Raw genomic sequence first — 16,639 nt, 5'->3', positions numbered from 1 at the left:
GGCAATCATGAAAAGACCTGGTTTACTAACCGCTTTCCTTTGTTTCCTGTTGCTGCATGCAATGGGCCAGGAATATGACCTTCTGGTGAAAAACGGTCACCTGATCGATCCAAAAAACCAGATTGACAGGATGATGGACATCGCGATCGCCGGAGGTAAAATAGCCCGTGTAGACCGGGATATTGATCCTGAAACTGCAAAAAAAACGATCGATGCGCAGGGACTTATCGTCACTCCCGGCCTGATCGATATCCACGGACATCATTTTTTCGGTACTGTTCCACACCGGTATCTGAGTAATAGTTTCACTGCTTTGCCCCCAGATGGTTTCACTTTTCGCGCAGGAGTGACCACCGTAGCCGATGCCGGTGGCGCCGGATGGAGAAACTTCAGGCTTTTCAAGGAACAAGTCATTGACCGATCCGCCACAAGGGTATTGGCTTTTATCAATATCGTAGGGGATGGCATGAGCGGGGTCGTTCCCAACGAGCAGTATCAGGGAGATATGGATCCAAAAATGACCGCCATGGTAGCCAGGCAGTTTCCTGAAATTATCGGTGTGAAGATAGCACACTTCCGCGGGCACGAATGGGAGCCCTATCATAAAGCAGCAGCAGCCGGAAAAATGGCAAATATCCCTGTAATGGTGGATTTGGGCGGAGCTGACCCCGCGCTGCCTCTCGATAAATTGTTTTTGGAAATACTGAGACCTGGTGATATCCTGACTCACATGTACGGAAGAAATTATTCCGGGCATGGCCCCAAAGAAGCGGTGCTGGATGAAGACGGTTATGTGAGGGAACATTGGATAAAAGCACAGAATAACGGGCTTATTTTTGACCTGGGGCACGGCGGTGGCTCTTTTTACTACGATGTTGCTGTGCCGTCTACCGAACAGGGATTTTGGCCAAATACCATTAGTACAGACCTGCACACTGGTAGCATGAATGCCGGGATGAAGGACATGCTAAATGTAATCTCAAAAATGATCAACCTGGGGATGAGCCTGCAGCAGTCCATCGCGGCCTCCACCTGGAAGCCTGCGCAGGTAATCCAACGTGAAGAATTGGGACACCTGTCAGAGGGCGCTGTAGCTGACCTGGCTATTTTCAGCATGCATGAGGGCAATTATGGCTTCCTGGATTCGGCAGGCGAGGCCCATGCCGGAAGTCGTAAACTAGAGACGGAGTTGACCCTGAGGGCCGGACGCATCGTTTGGGACCTCAATGGACTGGGAAGTAAAGCCTGGAATGAATAAACTGTAAATGAATGTATACAACCATAAAAACAAGCCTAAAAAATGCTTAAACCACTTCAATCGCTATTGGTAATCTTCCTGTTTTCTGTCCCCATGATTACCTACGCACAGCAGGGACCGGAAGAAAAATTAAAAGCCATGGGTATCAACCTCACCACACCCTCGCCCCCGACGGCAAACTTCGTAAGGGCGGTCAGAACCGGAAATCTGATATTCCTCTCCGGACATGGCCCTTCAAAGGGCGATGGTACCAGCGTCCAGGGAAAATTGGGTACAGAACTGACGGTAAGCGAAGGGCAGGAGGCTGCCAGACTTACGGGAATTGCCCTTTTATCCTCTCTCAAGGCTGAAATAGGAGACCTGAACAAAGTAAATCGAATCGTAAAAGTGCTGGGAATGGTCAATGCCAGCCCCGATTTTACCCAGCAACCCCGCGTCATGAACGGTTTTTCTGACTTCATGGTAGAGGTATTTGGGGAAAAAGGCAAACATGCCCGCTCCGCTGTAGGTATGGGTTCACTCCCGAATAACATTGCCATAGAAATAGAAATGATTGTAGAAGTAGCAGACTGAGGGTGAAAGGTACCTTCCCATACCGGGAAGGTCAGACACACCAAAAACAAATGTACATATGATTAGCAGAAGAAAATTATTAAAAAGATTGGGTTCCCTTCCACTAATTGGTGGAGTACTCGGTAGTGGAGTACCATTGACGGGTGCCATGGCTGCCAGTGAAGAAACGAGCCCTAAGAGAGACATTGTCAAGGAACTGGGATTACGCAGTTTTATCAACGCGGCTGGCACTTATACCGCCATGACGGCCTCGCTTATGCCGAAGGAAGTGATGGACACGATCAATTTTTCATCACGGCACTATATCATGCTGGACGAGGTTCAGGACAAGGTGGGAGAAAAAATTGCAGCACTCTGCCATGCCGAAGCGGCCACTGTTACTGCCGGATGCTGGTCTGCTATGGTTCTGGGTACAGCAGGAGTATTGACGGGTACGGACCGGGACAAAATACGGCAACTGCCCAATCTTGAAGGCATGAAGTCAGAGGTGATCGTCCAGAAATCCCATAATGTCGGTTACGTCCACGCCATTACCAATACCGGTGTCAGCGTGGTGGAAGTGGAAACCGCAGCAGATGTAGACCGGGCTGTTAATGACAAAACGGCCATGATGTGGTTTTTAAACTATCAGGCCCCGGATGGCAAGATCAAACATGAAGAATGGGTGGCGCTGGGCAAAAAACACGGTATCCCTACCATGATAGATATGGCTGCAGATGTACCTCCGGTAGAAAATCTCTGGAAATACAATGACATGGGCTTTGACCTGGTCTGTATTTCAGGTGGCAAAGCCATGAAAGGTCCGCAGAGCGCCGGAATTCTTATGGGAAGAAAAGACCTGATCGAAGCAGCAAGATTAAGTGCCCCACCCAGAGGCGGAACCATCGGCAGGGGCATGAAAGTGAATAAAGAAGAAATCCTCGGCATGTATGTAGCCCTGGACGAATATATTAAAAAAGACCATGAAAAGGAATGGCAGGAGTGGGAGGACAAAGTGGCCTACGTGGCTGGAGTCGTGGAAGAAGTAGAAGGCGTAACCACAGAAGTGTCCGTACCAGAAATTGCCAACCATACCCCTTATTTGAAAATTTCCTGGGATCCAAATAAAATCAATCTGACGCGGGAACAGATGCAGGAAAAACTCCGCCAGGGCAAGCCATCCATTGAGGTAATCAGTGGAGGCGACCATGCAATAAGCATGACGGTTTTTATGCTGCGCCCAAAGGAAGAACGAATAGTGGCAAAAAGAATCGCTGAAGAATTAAACATTGCAAAAGTATAAACCATGAAAATCAAAAGCCTATTCATCTTACTCCTGTTGGTATTTTCCAGTGGAGCAATCTTCGGCCAATCCTATGACCTGCTGATTAAGGGCGGGCGGTTGATAGACCCGAAAAACGGTATTGACGGCATTATGGACATTGCCATTACAGATGGCAAGGTGGCCAGGGTTGCCTCCTCCATAAACGCTGACCAGGCCAAAAAAACCATCACGGCACAGGGAATGCTGGTGACTCCCGGATTGATTGACATACATGGGCACGTTTTTCACGGCACTCAGCCCAACCATTATTTAAGTGATGGATTGATCGCAGTGCCGCCAGACGGCTTCACCTTCAGGGTGGGTGTCACCACCATTGTAGATTGTGGTGGTCCAGGCTGGAAAAACTTCGATACATTCAAGAAAAATATTATCGAACCAAGTAAAACCCGCGTATTGGCGTTCATGAATATTGTGGGTGAAGGAATGCGCGGAGGAGCCTGGGAGCAAAATACAGGAGATATGGATGCCAAATTAAGTGCCATGGTGGCACAGCAAAACAGGCAGCATGTGGTAGGATTTAAAGTCGCTCATTATAGCAGCCGGGATTGGATTCCCATCGATCGGGCAGTGGAGGCCGGCAACATTGCTAAAATGCCGGTGATTGTAGACTTTGGAGGCTCTAACCAGTTTGAACCACTTTCCATACGAGAATTGTTCTTCGAACGATTAAGACCTGGAGACATATATACCCACACCTATGCAGAACTGAATGGAGCCAGAGAAACCGTGGTAGACCGGGAAACCCGGGAATTCCAGCCCTTCGTGCTTGAAGCCCAAAAGAGGGGAATCATTTTTGACGTCGGCTATGGAGGAGCGAGCTTTGAATTTCGCCAGGCCATCCCTGCGCTGGCAGCAGGCCTCTACCCCAATACCATCAGCACTGACTTACATGGCGGAAGCATGAATGCTGCAATGAAAAATATGCTGAATGTAATGACCACCTTTATGGCACTGGGAATGGAGCTTCCGGACGTAATCAACGCCAGCACCTGGGAGCCTGCACAGGTAATACAGCGAACAGAACTTGGCCACCTCTCTGAAGGCGCCATCGCCGACCTGGCCATATTGCGCATCAGGGAAGGTGACTTCGGCGTTTGGGACCGAACCGGACAAAAAGTAGAGACAAACCAACGGTTGGAATGCGAAATGACGGTCAAAGACGGCAACATCGTCTACGATTTCAACGGACTGGCCGCCCAGGAAATCATACAATAAAAGAATTTTTACGCGCTGAAAGCTGGCCGGTAAGCTCAGTAATTAAATAGTAAATGCCTTCCCTTTCGGGAGGGCATTTTATATTAAGTGCAGCCATGCCGGAGGACCCCAGGCTGGCACCCTGTTGCTCCGTTGCACCCTGAAAACGGACATCTTTCCCCATGCGTTTCCACCTGAAGACACAACCTCCTGGCACCCCGAAAACGCAATAATCGTAGCCCGGGACATCGATTCTCAGAAAGGGTATAGGGTTGTTATGAAAAAAACCTAAACCAATCAATCCCGACCAAAAAATTAGCTGAAGCCAAACATTCTGAATAAATACACTAAACTATATTTCAAATATTTAAAAATGTAATTCTATAAATATTTGAAAATAACTTATATAATTTTTTGTTATAAAATAAAAAAATAATTTAATTTTGTCTGTGAATAAATTTGTTAAATGTCTGATTTTTTAACTGCACACGATTATGAAAAATAGTTTTTCAATCATTGAGTATCAGGATGCTGATCTGGAAATCAAAGCGATCTATGATGATACCAAAAAAACCCTGGGAATTCCATTTGTGCTTAACTGGTTTAAATGCCAGGCAGGGAACCCCGCTCTGCTAAATGGGAACTGGATCAAATTAAAATCCACCCTCTGCGAAGGGAAGGTTCCCAATATCATCAAACAGTTGATCATCTATACAGTCTCTGCGGAGCGGCAGTGTAACTACTGTGCAGAAGCGCACAAGTTATTTGCGGATATGCTGGGCAAATCCCTGAGCTCAGACCCCGATTTCCTGATTTCCGAAAACATGGACAGTGACCTGGTACCGAATAGCTACAAAGTGGCAGTGCGAACGGTAGCCAACGCAGCACTCTCGGATGGTCATTTGGAAGAAAAAGACTTTGAAGCGCTGACTAAGGCCGGTTTTAACTCAGAGGAAATCCAGGAACTTTTTGCTCAGGCAGACCTGGTGAATATGCTCAACACGATCGCAAATATTTCGGGTATAAAAATCGATAATGAAATCGTTGAATTAAGCTATTCGATGTAAGATGGAAGTTTCCAATCCTTATCTGGGATATAAAATCCTGTTTGAGGCCATGGTGAAATTTTCGGCAGGGATATCTGCGGTCAAAAACATCCAGGAGCTACCATTTGAAATCAATCGACACCTGAAATACCTGATTAATTTTCAGGAATTCCAGTATTTCTTTGTTGAAGACGAAGATGTAGACTGTCTTCAGGTGGATCAGCTTGGAAATGCCCGTTATAGTACTTGTCAATTGCCTCAATTGGAGCCCATTGCCAGGCAGGTATTAGAAACCGGCCTTCCGCTGAGCCACTATTGTGAGAAAAGCCGGGTCAGCACGTACTGTTGGAAGTTTGAGAGCGAAAACAATCACTTCAGCTTGCTATGTGTCAGCTCCCATGCGGACAGCCCTTTTGGTGACAAAAGCATACCACTGGTCAAAGTACTGAATAAATTGCTATCCACCCGAATAGAAAACCTGAAAATGGTAAAGCTCATCCACGCTCAAAACCGGGAATTGGCAAAACTAACAGGCATATTACAAAAGAAAAATGCAGAAATTCAGGCATTGAACAATCAACAGGAAGCAATCATTATTGAAAAAACGACACGACTGAGAGATTCCAACAGCAAATTAAAGACGCTCATCCAGTTCAATTCCCACCAACTGAGAGAACCGCTTACACGGGTGATCAGTATGGTGGCAATCAAAGACGATCTGCCTGTAGAAGAATACGTAAGCGATATTTTGCCGCTGCTCTCGGCATCAGTGGTTGACCTGGATCATGCCATACTTGAAGTGGTGAAAAGATCAGAATTATTTGAAAACGAAGACAATTAATACCGCCGTAGTATGAAATCGAGCAGGAGGAGGACAACATACCCTGAGATGATTATAAAGCATGCGAGATTCTCCGTCCGACCGGTGTCATCCGGGCAGGCCTATGGCAATTAAAAATCAAATTATAAACAGATGAAATCAAGCATGACGCAAGCGACCCACGGAGGGATGATTATAATTCATGCGAAGATTCCATGTGGCAACTTAAAGACAATTATAAACACATGAAAGTATTTTTAATAGATGACCAGAAGATCACCAATGTGCTTAATAGAAAGTACTTGTCCATGATTCGTGAAGATCTGGAAATTTTTGATTTTGACGATCCGGAATTGGCCATGGCTGCCCTGGAAACGGAAAGACCTGAGTTGATCTTTCTGGACTTAAATATGCCGATCGTAAGTGGCTGGGACATTCTGACCTTTATGAGAAAAAGAAAAATCGAGATCCCGGTAATTATCCTGACCTCTTCAAACAGCCTCCAGGACCGGGAAAAAGCGAATTTATTTCACAATGTATTTTCGTTTCAACTCAAACCACTCACCAAAAATGGATTCAATGACCTCCTACAGGGCTATTACCTCCTTGACGACAGTAGTACGGCCAGAAAAAAAACGGGATAGTCTATTCAAAGGGGCTATCAACCGCTATTTTTTGCTTTAAGGCTTACTTTATCGGTCTTATTTACGATCTCCCGGATGATATCGTCGAGCTCCTCAGCGGAATCCATGATCATCTTCCGGAAATTGTCTTTTCCAAAGTCCTTTTCCAATGCATCCATGGCCATTACCAGGCTCATCAAACGTGCCAATGGGGCTCTTACTACGTGGGATTGCATCCAGGCAATTTCCTGTAGCCGTTTGTTTTGATCCTCGATGGCATGTATGTACTGCTCCCTTTCGGTAATGTCATTGGCCAATACCACTTCGGCCTTTATGCCCTGATAGTCAATTACATTACTTTTTATTTCTACCGTGATGATATCACCATTTTTTTTCTGATGTTTGAATAATAGGGGGCCGGGGATTTTCTTACCCTCACGGATACCGGCGATCACCATTTCGAGTCTGGATACTTCTTCCTTCGGCCGGATATCTCTCAAGTTCATGGTTAAAAATTCTTCCTTGGAATAACCATAGTGATCAATAGCCGCCTCATTAACATCCAGGAAATCCAGCGTTTTCATGTCATACAAGTACATGGGCTGGGGGCTGAGTTGGAAGAGTTCCTTGTAACGCTTTTCCGAATTTTTTAATTGTCTGGAAATCTCATTTCGCCCAATGCTGTAAACAATACTTTTGTACAGGGAAGTAGGAGAAAGATTATCCTTCAGCAGGTAATCTGAGACCCCCAGGGTAAGTGATTTCATCCCGAATTCAATATCGGAATAGCCGGTAAGCACCAAAATACTAACCCCTCTTGCCAGCTCTTTCACTTTCCTGATCAGCGCCTCTCCCTGCAAATCCGGTAGGGAAAGATCCAGAATGATGGCATCAAAAAGACCCTTCGGATCACTTAACTTCTCCTTCGCTTCTTCGAATGTATTCACCACCGTCAGGTCAAGATCAAGGATCTTCTCATGAAGGTACTCTTCTATCAACAATACATCCCCGAGATTATCCTCAACCAACAACAAATGATACCCTTCCTGATCTTTTACCATTGCTATCTGCGAAAAAACATAATTGGTTAGGCCACTAAAACCAATGATAAGCACACTATTGATTACCTACCGCTGATTTTTAATTCATTCAATTAATATTTCAAAAACATCATAATTAAGAAAATATAACACTCATATCCAATACTTACATGAATTTTCTAAGAATTAATAAACAAAATTTTTGACCAAAACCTACGAATTACCTTTATAAGACTCCGGATTCATTCCGGGTTCCCAATTGAATCCGGCACGGTAAAGAAAAAAGTACTACCCTCGCCTTCCACAGAATTAAACCCTATTCTTCCTCCCAGGTTTTCAATGATTTTTTTACACATGGCCAGCCCGATGCCTGTTCCGGAATAATTTCTATCAGCATGTAGCCTGGAAAATAATATAAAGACACGGTCCCTGCGATCATCAGGGATGCCTATACCATTATCAGTCACGTAGAACGTCCAGCAGCCATCACCTTTTTCAGCATGGATTTTAACCTCAGGTATTCGATCTTCTCTTTGATATTTAAGTGCATTGTTGATAAGGTTTTGAAAAACCTGATGGATCGGTGCAACCGGAATTTTAAGTTTGGGAAGATTACCCAGACTGATGCGGGCTTTCTTTTGCTTGATCAATTCCTTGTGCAGTTGGGTCACACTGCTGACCAATTCTGCAACCGAGACTTCCTTAACTTTCTCCTCTATTCTACCCGCCCTGGAATAAACCAATAGGTCCATAATGATATTTTTCATCCTGCTGGCTCCATCCACCGCAAAATGAATGTACTGCCGGGCTTTCTCATCCAGCAATGACTCGTATTTCTTTTCCAGTAAACCTAAAAATCCGGTGATCATGCGCAAGGGCTCCTGTAAATCGTGTGAAGCGATATAGGCAAATTGTTCCAGCTCCTGGTTGGAGCGCTCCAATTCCAATGCCTTCTTTTCAAGCGCTTTATTTAAACTGATCAGATTTTCTTCTTCCCTTTTTCTATCGGTGACATCCCTTGACATGCCCACCAGTCCCAGCACCTTTCCTTCACTATCTTTCAGAGGGACTTTATTGGTTAGCAACCAAACCAGCTGGCCCTCCTGGTCATGGTAATATTCTTCTACGTTTAATACTGGCTTCCCTTCATTGATTATTCTGCGATCATACTCAGCCATTCCTGCTGCAATCTCTTCCGGAAAATAATCGAATACGGTTTTCCCCAGCGTCTCTTGTTCTGAAGCCTGACCCAGAAGGTTCTCGTACTGGTACCGGTTGTTGATAATGTGGCGACCCTTGGTGTCTTTCACATAAATTTGAATCGGTAAATTGTCAATGATCGCCCGAAGCAGGGAGCGCTCTTTTACCAATGCTTCATCTGCCAGTTTTTTTTCAGTAATGTCATAGCCCACCCAAATGTACTGATAAGCAACACCATGGTTGTCTTTGAAGGGAATCATTACGGTATCAACCCAGAAAAAACCTGCCTGTTTTGTTTTCCCCTTGAGTTCTCCTCTCCAGATCTCCCCTTTTTGCAGGGCCTCGCAACAGTCTTTTACCGCCGGGCATTGTTCTTCATCATAGATATTTTCTATGGTACCTGAGAGCAGCGAATGCTTGCTGAAACCTGAAATATCTTGAAATTTTTGATTGACATAAACCACATTTCTGCCCCTATTAAGGATCATTACCAGGCAGGATTCATCCAACGCAAATCGGTAATCGGACATGTCCTTCAAGCTTTCCAATAGTTGTTCTTCTGCCTCTACCCGATCTGTAATGTCATTGAGCAGGACCATCGCGCATCTTTTGCCGGCGATTTCCACCAGGTGCCCGGTAATTTCCATCTGCATGATTTCACCCGCCTTGTTTAGATGCCTCCAGGTTTTCTGGTGAATATCCCCGTAAATATCCGATTTCAGGGTGTGTTTCTCAATGAGTGGAATATCTTCTATGGGCCTTATATCCCTGATGTTTAGTTTCAAAAACTCTTCCCTGCTATATCCATATTTGAGCAATGCCTGGCGGTTACAATCAATTATATTCAGGGTTTCAAATTCCCAGATAAACATGGGCATGGGGTTGTCCTGAAATAATATACTATACAGGTCATCCCTTTCGGAAAAAAGCTCAGGTCTCAAGGCTGATCGATGCGCCACAACAGGTTGTATGGATCCACAGTATCGCTGTGTTCCCTGATCCTCTACCACCTTGCCGCTAATCCTTATGCGGCTTCCTGAGTGCAGTTCCAATTCTTGCTGAAACTCACGTTGTTTCTCCAAAAAATCCTTGATGCTACTTTCAAAAACCTGTTGAAATCCATATCTGAATCTGTTCTGCAGCGAAGAAAGTTTCACAGCTTCGTTGCATGGAATTTGCAGCAGCTCGCATCCAATATCACAACAATTGAAGGTTTCACGATGGGGATCAATTTCCCAGGCACCTATACCACTTAGCTTCAATACATCGGTCCACTGCCTGTCACCGTCTTTTTGATAAGCCATAATCACAAAAAAAGAATAAAGAGCTTTGCCCCATTTACTTTCGAAATGACCGCCCCGGATGTTCTGATCTGAAACGATCAATGTTCCCATCGTCCTGAAGGGTGACATATGCCGTTTTTCCATCGCTGCCACCGAAGGCAATATTGGAGGGTTTCATCCCCGATACGGTAAATTCTCTAATCAATTCACCTTTTGGAGACAACTGCACGATGGTCCCTTTTCCATGGCGGGTGATAAACAGGTTACCTGACGCATCTGTGCGCATGCCATCCATACCAAAATCCTCGAAGGTGTGAATCAGCCGCTTATTGGAAAGGTTACCGTTTTCGTCCAGGTCATAAGCCCAGACATTTCGCTGTACGGATTCGTTTACATACAGGGTCTTGTTGTCAGGACTGACCTCAATGCCATTGGTTGTACCCATTCCCGATTCCAAAAGCTCGAATTGTGCATCCGGACCGATACGCCAGATCTGCCCGGTACTTTCTCCCCAGTTTGGGTCACTGGCAAACAGTATATCGTTATCCATGATCGCCAGATCATTCGGCTGATTCAAACCGTCATGGTGAGCATAAACGGAAACCTCACGGGATTCCATATCAACTTTCAATACGTTATGGCCCGTATAATCCGCTATGAGCATCTCACCCTTACTGTTGAAACGAATCCCATTACCGGTACTACCTTCCGGAAGTGTAACAAACAGGCTGGCATCCCCCCCGGGACTGACCTTGCCGATGGTGCCTGCCTTTCCGAAATTTACTACATAAAGATTCCCCTCTTTGTCTACAGCCGGTCCTTCTATTCCGGAAGTGAATTCGCTTTTTTCAGTGAACCGCTCACTTTTGTATAGATCTTCCATGTCTTTCTTTTTCGCCATATTTTTATTTTTGTCCGTACCGCTACATCCTCCAGTTACCAGGATCAGCAATAGTGCATACCAAATTTTTTCTTTTATTATTGACATCTTGATTGGGATTAGTTGAACAAAATACAACATTTCTAACAACCCGAAAAATCGCAGGCTGAGTCCTGATCATACAAAGTGAATTTACATATAAAAAGTAATTAATGCATGATGGAAAAACCAAAATTTTCCCTGTAGCCGGCTCGAGGATCTCTCCACTTCCTGATGCAGGGGCAGCCATTCCCTTTCGGCACCATGCTGATAAGACGGCAGTATTTGGAGAAAAAAATTTATTCCCATATATTCAATGGTTTTAATGCATACCATAACTTGATACCCATCATCATGGAAAAGATGAAAAGAAGAAGTACCATCAAAAAATTATTTGCCAGCCTTGCCGGTATCGCCGGTGTAGGAGCAGTAGCCAAAGCCAACACCGATTCGGCGCCCGAGAAAGAGGCGTTCAACATTCAGGAAGAGCAGGATGTGCCGTTATTTTCCGGCGCCACTAAGTTGGGAAATACCGTTTATATCGCCGGAAAGGGCGCCCATTTTGAAGGAGATATCAAAGCCCACACCGACCATGTGCTCAAAGAGCTGGAAAAAGAGCTGGTAAAAGCCGGCAGTTCTATGGAAAAGGTTTTGAAAGTAAATGTCTACCTGCATGACCTGAATGACTATAAAGGCATGAATGAGGTATTTAGGGGAAGATTCGGGAGCAAACCTCCTGTCCGGACTACTGTAGCCACATATGGCGGCGTACCCGGAGATTCTCTGGTGGAAATGGACTGCATTGCGTATATATGAATATTGCTGCTTAGAGCGTTTTTCCTGTACCTTCAAAACCCATTAAACCTTGAAAAAAGAAACACTTTTCAAAACCTTATTAGGAGCAGGATTATTGTGCCTGCTCCTCACTTTCATCATGATCCTGGCAGGGATGATTGCTGAGGCCGGCCCGGTGCTCATCCTGTTTTTTGTATTGCTGGGTATCGGATTTCGCGGTTTTCAGAAACTCAAAGGATTCACCTATACCACAATGATTTTTGCCGGTGTGACTGCCGCCATGTACTATCCGGAGTACTTTGTGGAATATAAAGGGTATGCCTACAGCAACTTGATTACCCCGCTGATTCAAATCATAATGTTTGGAATGGGTACCTCCATGTCGATCAAAGACTTTGCCGGAGTCGTAAAAATGCCAAGAGGTGTTTTTATCGGCCTGCTTTCCCAGTTTACCATCATGCCCATTTTGGGATTTATTCTTGCCAGTCTGAGCAATTTCCCTGCGGAAATAGCTGCTGGGCTGGTGTTGATCGGCTGCTCCCCGAGTGGATTGGCTTCCAATGTGATGAGTTACCTGGCCAAAGCGAATCTGGCCCTGTCGATTACGATAACGGCCATCTCTACGCTGCTGGCTCCGTTCATGACCCCACTCCTGATGAAAGTTCTGGCGGGAGAATTTGTAGCAATCGATGTCCTGGATATGATGTGGAGCATAATAAAAATGGTCATCATACCTATCGGAGCAGGTCTATTGTTCAACAGATTTCTGAGCGGTAAAGCCAAGTGGCTGGATGATGCCATGCCACTGGTTTCCATGATCGGCATCGGCGTAATTATCGTGATCATTACTGCAGCAGGGAGAGACAGCCTGCTCGATATTGGGGGGCTGTTGATCATCCTGGTTTTTATCCACAATATCATGGGATACAATCTGGGCTTTTGGGTAAGCCGTTGGTTTGGACTGGACGAGAAAGATGCGCGCACCGTAGCCCTGGAAGTAGGCATGCAAAATGGAGGGCTGGCTTCCGGGTTGGCGAAAGAAATGGGTAAAATCGCCACTGTGGGTCTTGCGCCAGCCGTATTTGGACCATTGATGAACATCACCGGATCTGTACTTGCCTCCTACTGGCACAGAAAACCCCCAAAGGAGTGATTGACTATGATCTTCTTCAAAGCAAAAAGCTTGGAAAAAATCAACTCTTTGAGAATGCGTTAGATATTACATTATTCCTTTCCGGGCGTAAACACCCGTATTTTGCCATCATTCTGCGCATACAGGTAATACTGTTTTCCCTGCACCTTCAGTGCTTTAATATCCCTGACTTCGCCAGGGACATGCAGGCCGGTATACACGGGTGGCAATAAACTCCAGGTCTCTCCATCGCCCATTGCGTAGACAAATCCGGGATTGGCATCCAGCCTGCCGGTGCTAACCCTGGTTTTGCTGAGATTTCCACCACTAAGCAGTAAGGGACCGGCTATAGCCGGGATACGGATCTTTTCCAGCGCATACAGCGGAGAATACTGTATTGCTTCCGGAAGCGACTTTTCAGAAAATCCACCCGTCCCATCATTTTCAAGGAGTAGGGAGGCCAAACGGTGAGCCTGTAAGGTGTCTGCACCCTCCATTCCCAACCCCTGTAATATTTCCGTCACTCCAGCTTTTGCAAAAGAACGGTAGTCTGGAAATTTACCCTTCATTACCGGCAATTGACCGATCATCTCGTCTCTGCTAAAAGCAAAAGCATTTGTATCGGCCTTGTAGTAAGTCAGCAGTGGATCTGTTCGTCCATTGTTATCAAAATCCTTGTAAAACAATTTCATTGGCTGACTGGCGCTGGCCTGAAAAACGGTGTTCTCTCCATAATTGCCGGCCAGGATATCCAGGTCTCCATCATCATCCAGGTCTTCCAGGTACAGGCTCAACCACCAGCCCCTTGTCTCTGCGGCAAGCTCCTGCTGAACAGCATCGAATCGGCTGCCGTTCTGTTTGTAAATTTGAATTCCCATCCATTCACCGGTTAGTACCAATTCGTCCTTGTCGTCTCCATCCAGATCGGCAAAGGCCGCATCACTCACCAGACCCGGTGACAACAATGCCTCGCTGTATCTCGCTGTCACATCTGTATAATTCCCCTTGCCATCATTCAATAACAGATAGCTCCTTGGTGCTTCCGGGTATCGCCCCGGCAAATACCTGCCACCTACAAATAAATCGGGAAAACCGTCGCCATCAATATCGGTCACACTTACCACGCTTCCGCTGACAGGCATTTCAGGAAGGGCCGTTCCGGCCCGAACGAGCCTGCCCCTCCCGTCGTTCAGGTACAAACGATCCTGATAGGCCTCATGGCCCTCGGAGAAATCCGTGCCTCCACTGACCACATACAGATCGGGGAATTTATCGCCATTGGCATCCAGCCAGACTGCATCAGTATCAGTTGCTATACTATCTACCTCCAAATCTGGCTGCAGCGAGGCAACAAATTTTCCTGACCGATGCTGAACAAAAAGCTTCCCTGCCTGCCCTTTCCCGCCACCAACAAATACGTCCGTCAGTCCATCACCGTTGGCATCAGAGAGGGCCAGCTTGGGACCCAAAGCGCCCATAGTATTGGGCATCAGCCTGTCCTGGGTAAAATCCAGAAAACCAGTCTCCCGATGAATAAAATCCAAACCCAGTGCATCCTCTACTTCCTGCAGGTAGGTACTTTTTGCTTGCCCGCGGGGCGGAGAAGGCTCCGCATCATTTTGATCCAGGACAACGGTCTGGTTGATCTCCGGATTTCGGATCAACTGATATCCTGAACCGGGCCACCACACCTCAAGGCTATCCAGCTGGGCATGAGCACCCAGACCAAAAACCAATTCATGATCTACGGATGACTGGTAGCCCCTCACCGGGATCAATTCCTGAAAAAACTGCCGGTCGCCGGCGTGGAGCACTACCTTACCACCTATTCCTGAAGTGTTTTTTTCTGCTCCCTTCAATTTCACCTTGAGAAAAGCATGGTCAAACAGTTTTTCACTGTTATTGCGAAAAATACTGGCGGGCTCATTGGTATGGCACACGATCAGATCCAGATCTCCGTCTCCATCCAGATCTGCATAGGCGGCAGCATTCGAAACGGTCTCCTGCCCAAGGCCCCAATCTTTGGACTTGTTTTCAAATGTCAGGTTTCCCTGATTGTGGTACAGGTAATTCCGGACATAGATGGGAGGCATCTTGTCTATCAAATCGGTCAGTGCTTCCTCCTTCTCAGACTGATTGGTCCTGATCCTTTCACTGACCATGTAGTTTAAAAAATCCATGTCCAGGTAATTCCTGGCATAGCCGTTAGTGACAAATATATCTTTCCAGCCGTCGTTGTCAAAATCCGCTGCCAGTACGGCCCAACTCCAGTCGGTATGAGCAATTCCGCTATACTGGCCCAGCTCCACAAATTTTCCATCTCCCTGATTAAGCTGCAGCATGTTGCGCATGGACTGGGGATGAAAACCCTTATTCAGAAGTTCCCGGTATTTGTCATAGTTCTCGGGTCCCAGAATGGTCTTTTGGTTATAATTATATTCCGGCATCATGTCCATGGTGAGCAAGTCCGGCAACAAGTCGTTGTTCAGGTCAGCGGCATCAGCACCCATCGAAAAGAGAGACACATGGCCCATATGGGTCTCCAGCATTTCTCTGAAACTGCCGTCCTGCTGGTTAAGATAAAGATAATCTTCTTCGTTGTAATCATTGCTTACATAAATATCCAACCAGCCATCTGCATTGAAATCACTTACTGTCACAGCCAGACCAAAACCCAGCACATTGTCTATAATACCGCTTTCCTGTGTGACATCGATAAAGGAGCCATTGTCGTTTCGATACAGTTTGTCTCCCAGAAAGGCCCCCCTTCGCTTCTTAAAAGAACCATCAATCCTGCTGAAACCTGCATATTCCTGTGTGGAGTGGTTGAGTAGAAACATATCCAGATCCCCGTCATTGTCATAATCAAAAAAAGAAGCCTGGGTCGAGTAACCCGGATCATCCAGACCAAACTCACCCGCAGCTTCCCGGAAGGTCAGGTCCCCTGAATTGATAAACAGCAGGTTTTTACGGTTGTCCGGATCATTGGCGGCAGACCTGCACACATATATGTCCAGCAGCCCATCTCCGTTCACATCCGCCATGGTAGTTCCTGTGTTCCACAACCCAGCCGCTGCCACTCCCGCTGCTTCCGTGATGTCTTCAAACTCAAAATTGCCCTTATTTAGATACAGTTTGCTGGCCATCATATTACCGGTAAAGTAAATATCGGGTAAGCCGTCATTATTGACGTCCCCCACTGCTACTCCTCCACCCTGGTAGAAATAACCATAGGTCAAAACGTTGAATTCATCCGATTCGCGTACCAGGTTTGTAAAGTCTACGCCAGTGGTCCCGGAGGACAATTCCGTAAACAGTGCGTTGGGATTTTCCTCTCCACAGGAAATGAAAACAGAAAAAATTAATAGAAAATATAACTTAGTTAATAGCTGCCGCATAAGGGAAACATTTGTTATAAAACTAAAAAAAGTG

General features: G+C 46.0%; 13 protein-coding genes. 9 read left to right on the top strand and 4 right to left on the bottom strand.

The annotated features are described in order from the left end of the window. Nucleotides 1-7: 7 nt before the first annotated feature. From BUB19_RS17935 to BUB19_RS17900, 7 genes are all read left to right on the top strand, one after another. A complete protein-coding gene (locus BUB19_RS17935; protein ID WP_073096346.1) occupies nt 8-1,258 on the top strand; it encodes an amidohydrolase/deacetylase family metallohydrolase in 1,251 nt (416 codons plus the stop codon). A gap of 42 nt (nt 1,259-1,300) precedes the next feature. Then, complete coding sequence (locus tag BUB19_RS17930; RefSeq protein WP_073096344.1) at nt 1,301-1,831, top strand: RidA family protein; 531 nt, start codon at nt 1,301-1,303, stop codon at nt 1,829-1,831. Nucleotides 1,832-1,889: 58 nt separating this feature from the next. After that, nucleotides 1,890-3,113, top strand: a complete 1,224-nt coding sequence (locus BUB19_RS17925) for an aminotransferase class V-fold PLP-dependent enzyme (protein WP_073096342.1) — start codon at nt 1,890-1,892, stop codon at nt 3,111-3,113. Nucleotides 3,114-3,116: 3 nt separating this feature from the next. Continuing rightward, entirely contained in the window at nt 3,117-4,370 is a 1,254-nt protein-coding gene (locus tag BUB19_RS17920) for an amidohydrolase/deacetylase family metallohydrolase (RefSeq protein WP_073096340.1), read from the top strand. Nucleotides 4,371-4,843: 473 nt separating this feature from the next. Next, a complete protein-coding gene (locus tag BUB19_RS17910) occupies nt 4,844-5,416 on the top strand; it encodes a carboxymuconolactone decarboxylase family protein (protein ID WP_073096336.1) in 573 nt (190 codons plus the stop codon). Between the two features lies 1 nt (nt 5,417). After that, complete coding sequence (locus tag BUB19_RS17905) at nt 5,418-6,236, top strand: hypothetical protein (RefSeq protein WP_073096334.1); 819 nt, start codon at nt 5,418-5,420, stop codon at nt 6,234-6,236. Between the two features lie 224 nt (nt 6,237-6,460). Next, a complete protein-coding gene (locus BUB19_RS17900) occupies nt 6,461-6,859 on the top strand; it encodes a response regulator (protein ID WP_073096332.1) in 399 nt (132 codons plus the stop codon). 17 nt (nt 6,860-6,876) lie between these two features. Here BUB19_RS17900 and BUB19_RS17895 read toward each other — a convergent pair whose 3' ends face one another. The 3 genes from BUB19_RS17895 to BUB19_RS17885 form a co-directional block, all read right to left on the bottom strand. Next, nucleotides 6,877-7,953: a PAS domain S-box protein gene (locus BUB19_RS17895; protein WP_245802896.1), complete on the bottom strand. Its 1,077-nt coding sequence runs from the start codon at nt 7,951-7,953 to the stop codon at nt 6,877-6,879. Between the two features lie 167 nt (nt 7,954-8,120). Beyond that, nucleotides 8,121-10,490, bottom strand: coding sequence for a PAS domain S-box protein (locus BUB19_RS17890; protein WP_178371530.1), 2,370 nt, complete (start codon nt 10,488-10,490; stop codon nt 8,121-8,123). Further along, nucleotides 10,417-11,349 carry an SMP-30/gluconolactonase/LRE family protein gene (locus BUB19_RS17885; RefSeq protein ID WP_218588573.1) on the bottom strand — a complete coding sequence of 311 codons (933 nt, stop codon included), beginning with the start codon at nt 11,347-11,349 and terminating at the stop codon, nt 10,417-10,419. The genes BUB19_RS17890 and BUB19_RS17885 overlap by 74 nt, the downstream gene beginning before the upstream one ends. Nucleotides 11,350-11,634: 285 nt before the next feature. Here BUB19_RS17885 and BUB19_RS17880 point away from each other — a divergent pair, with 285 nt between their 5' ends. Together BUB19_RS17880 and BUB19_RS17875 are read left to right on the top strand one after the other, a co-directional pair. Further along, nucleotides 11,635-12,096, top strand: coding sequence for a RidA family protein (locus BUB19_RS17880; protein WP_073096476.1), 462 nt, complete (start codon nt 11,635-11,637; stop codon nt 12,094-12,096). A 49-nt stretch (nt 12,097-12,145) separates the two neighbouring features. Continuing rightward, entirely contained in the window at nt 12,146-13,228 is a 1,083-nt protein-coding gene (locus BUB19_RS17875; protein WP_394333886.1) for a bile acid:sodium symporter family protein, read from the top strand. 71 nt (nt 13,229-13,299) lie between these two features. On the opposite strand, the gene BUB19_RS17870 is transcribed toward BUB19_RS17875, so the two are convergent. Further along, nucleotides 13,300-16,605 (bottom strand): VCBS repeat-containing protein, encoded by a 3,306-nt coding sequence (locus BUB19_RS17870; RefSeq protein WP_073096326.1) that lies wholly within the window; start codon nt 16,603-16,605, stop codon nt 13,300-13,302. Nucleotides 16,606-16,639 lie beyond the last annotated feature (34 nt).

Origin of the sequence: Cyclobacterium lianum, assembly GCF_900143075.1 — a bacterium.
Classification (GTDB): Bacteria; Bacteroidota; Bacteroidia; order Cytophagales; family Cyclobacteriaceae; genus Cyclobacterium; species Cyclobacterium lianum.
The sequence above is the reverse complement of the archived record's forward strand: the minus strand, read 5'-3'. Positions and strand labels throughout refer to the sequence as shown.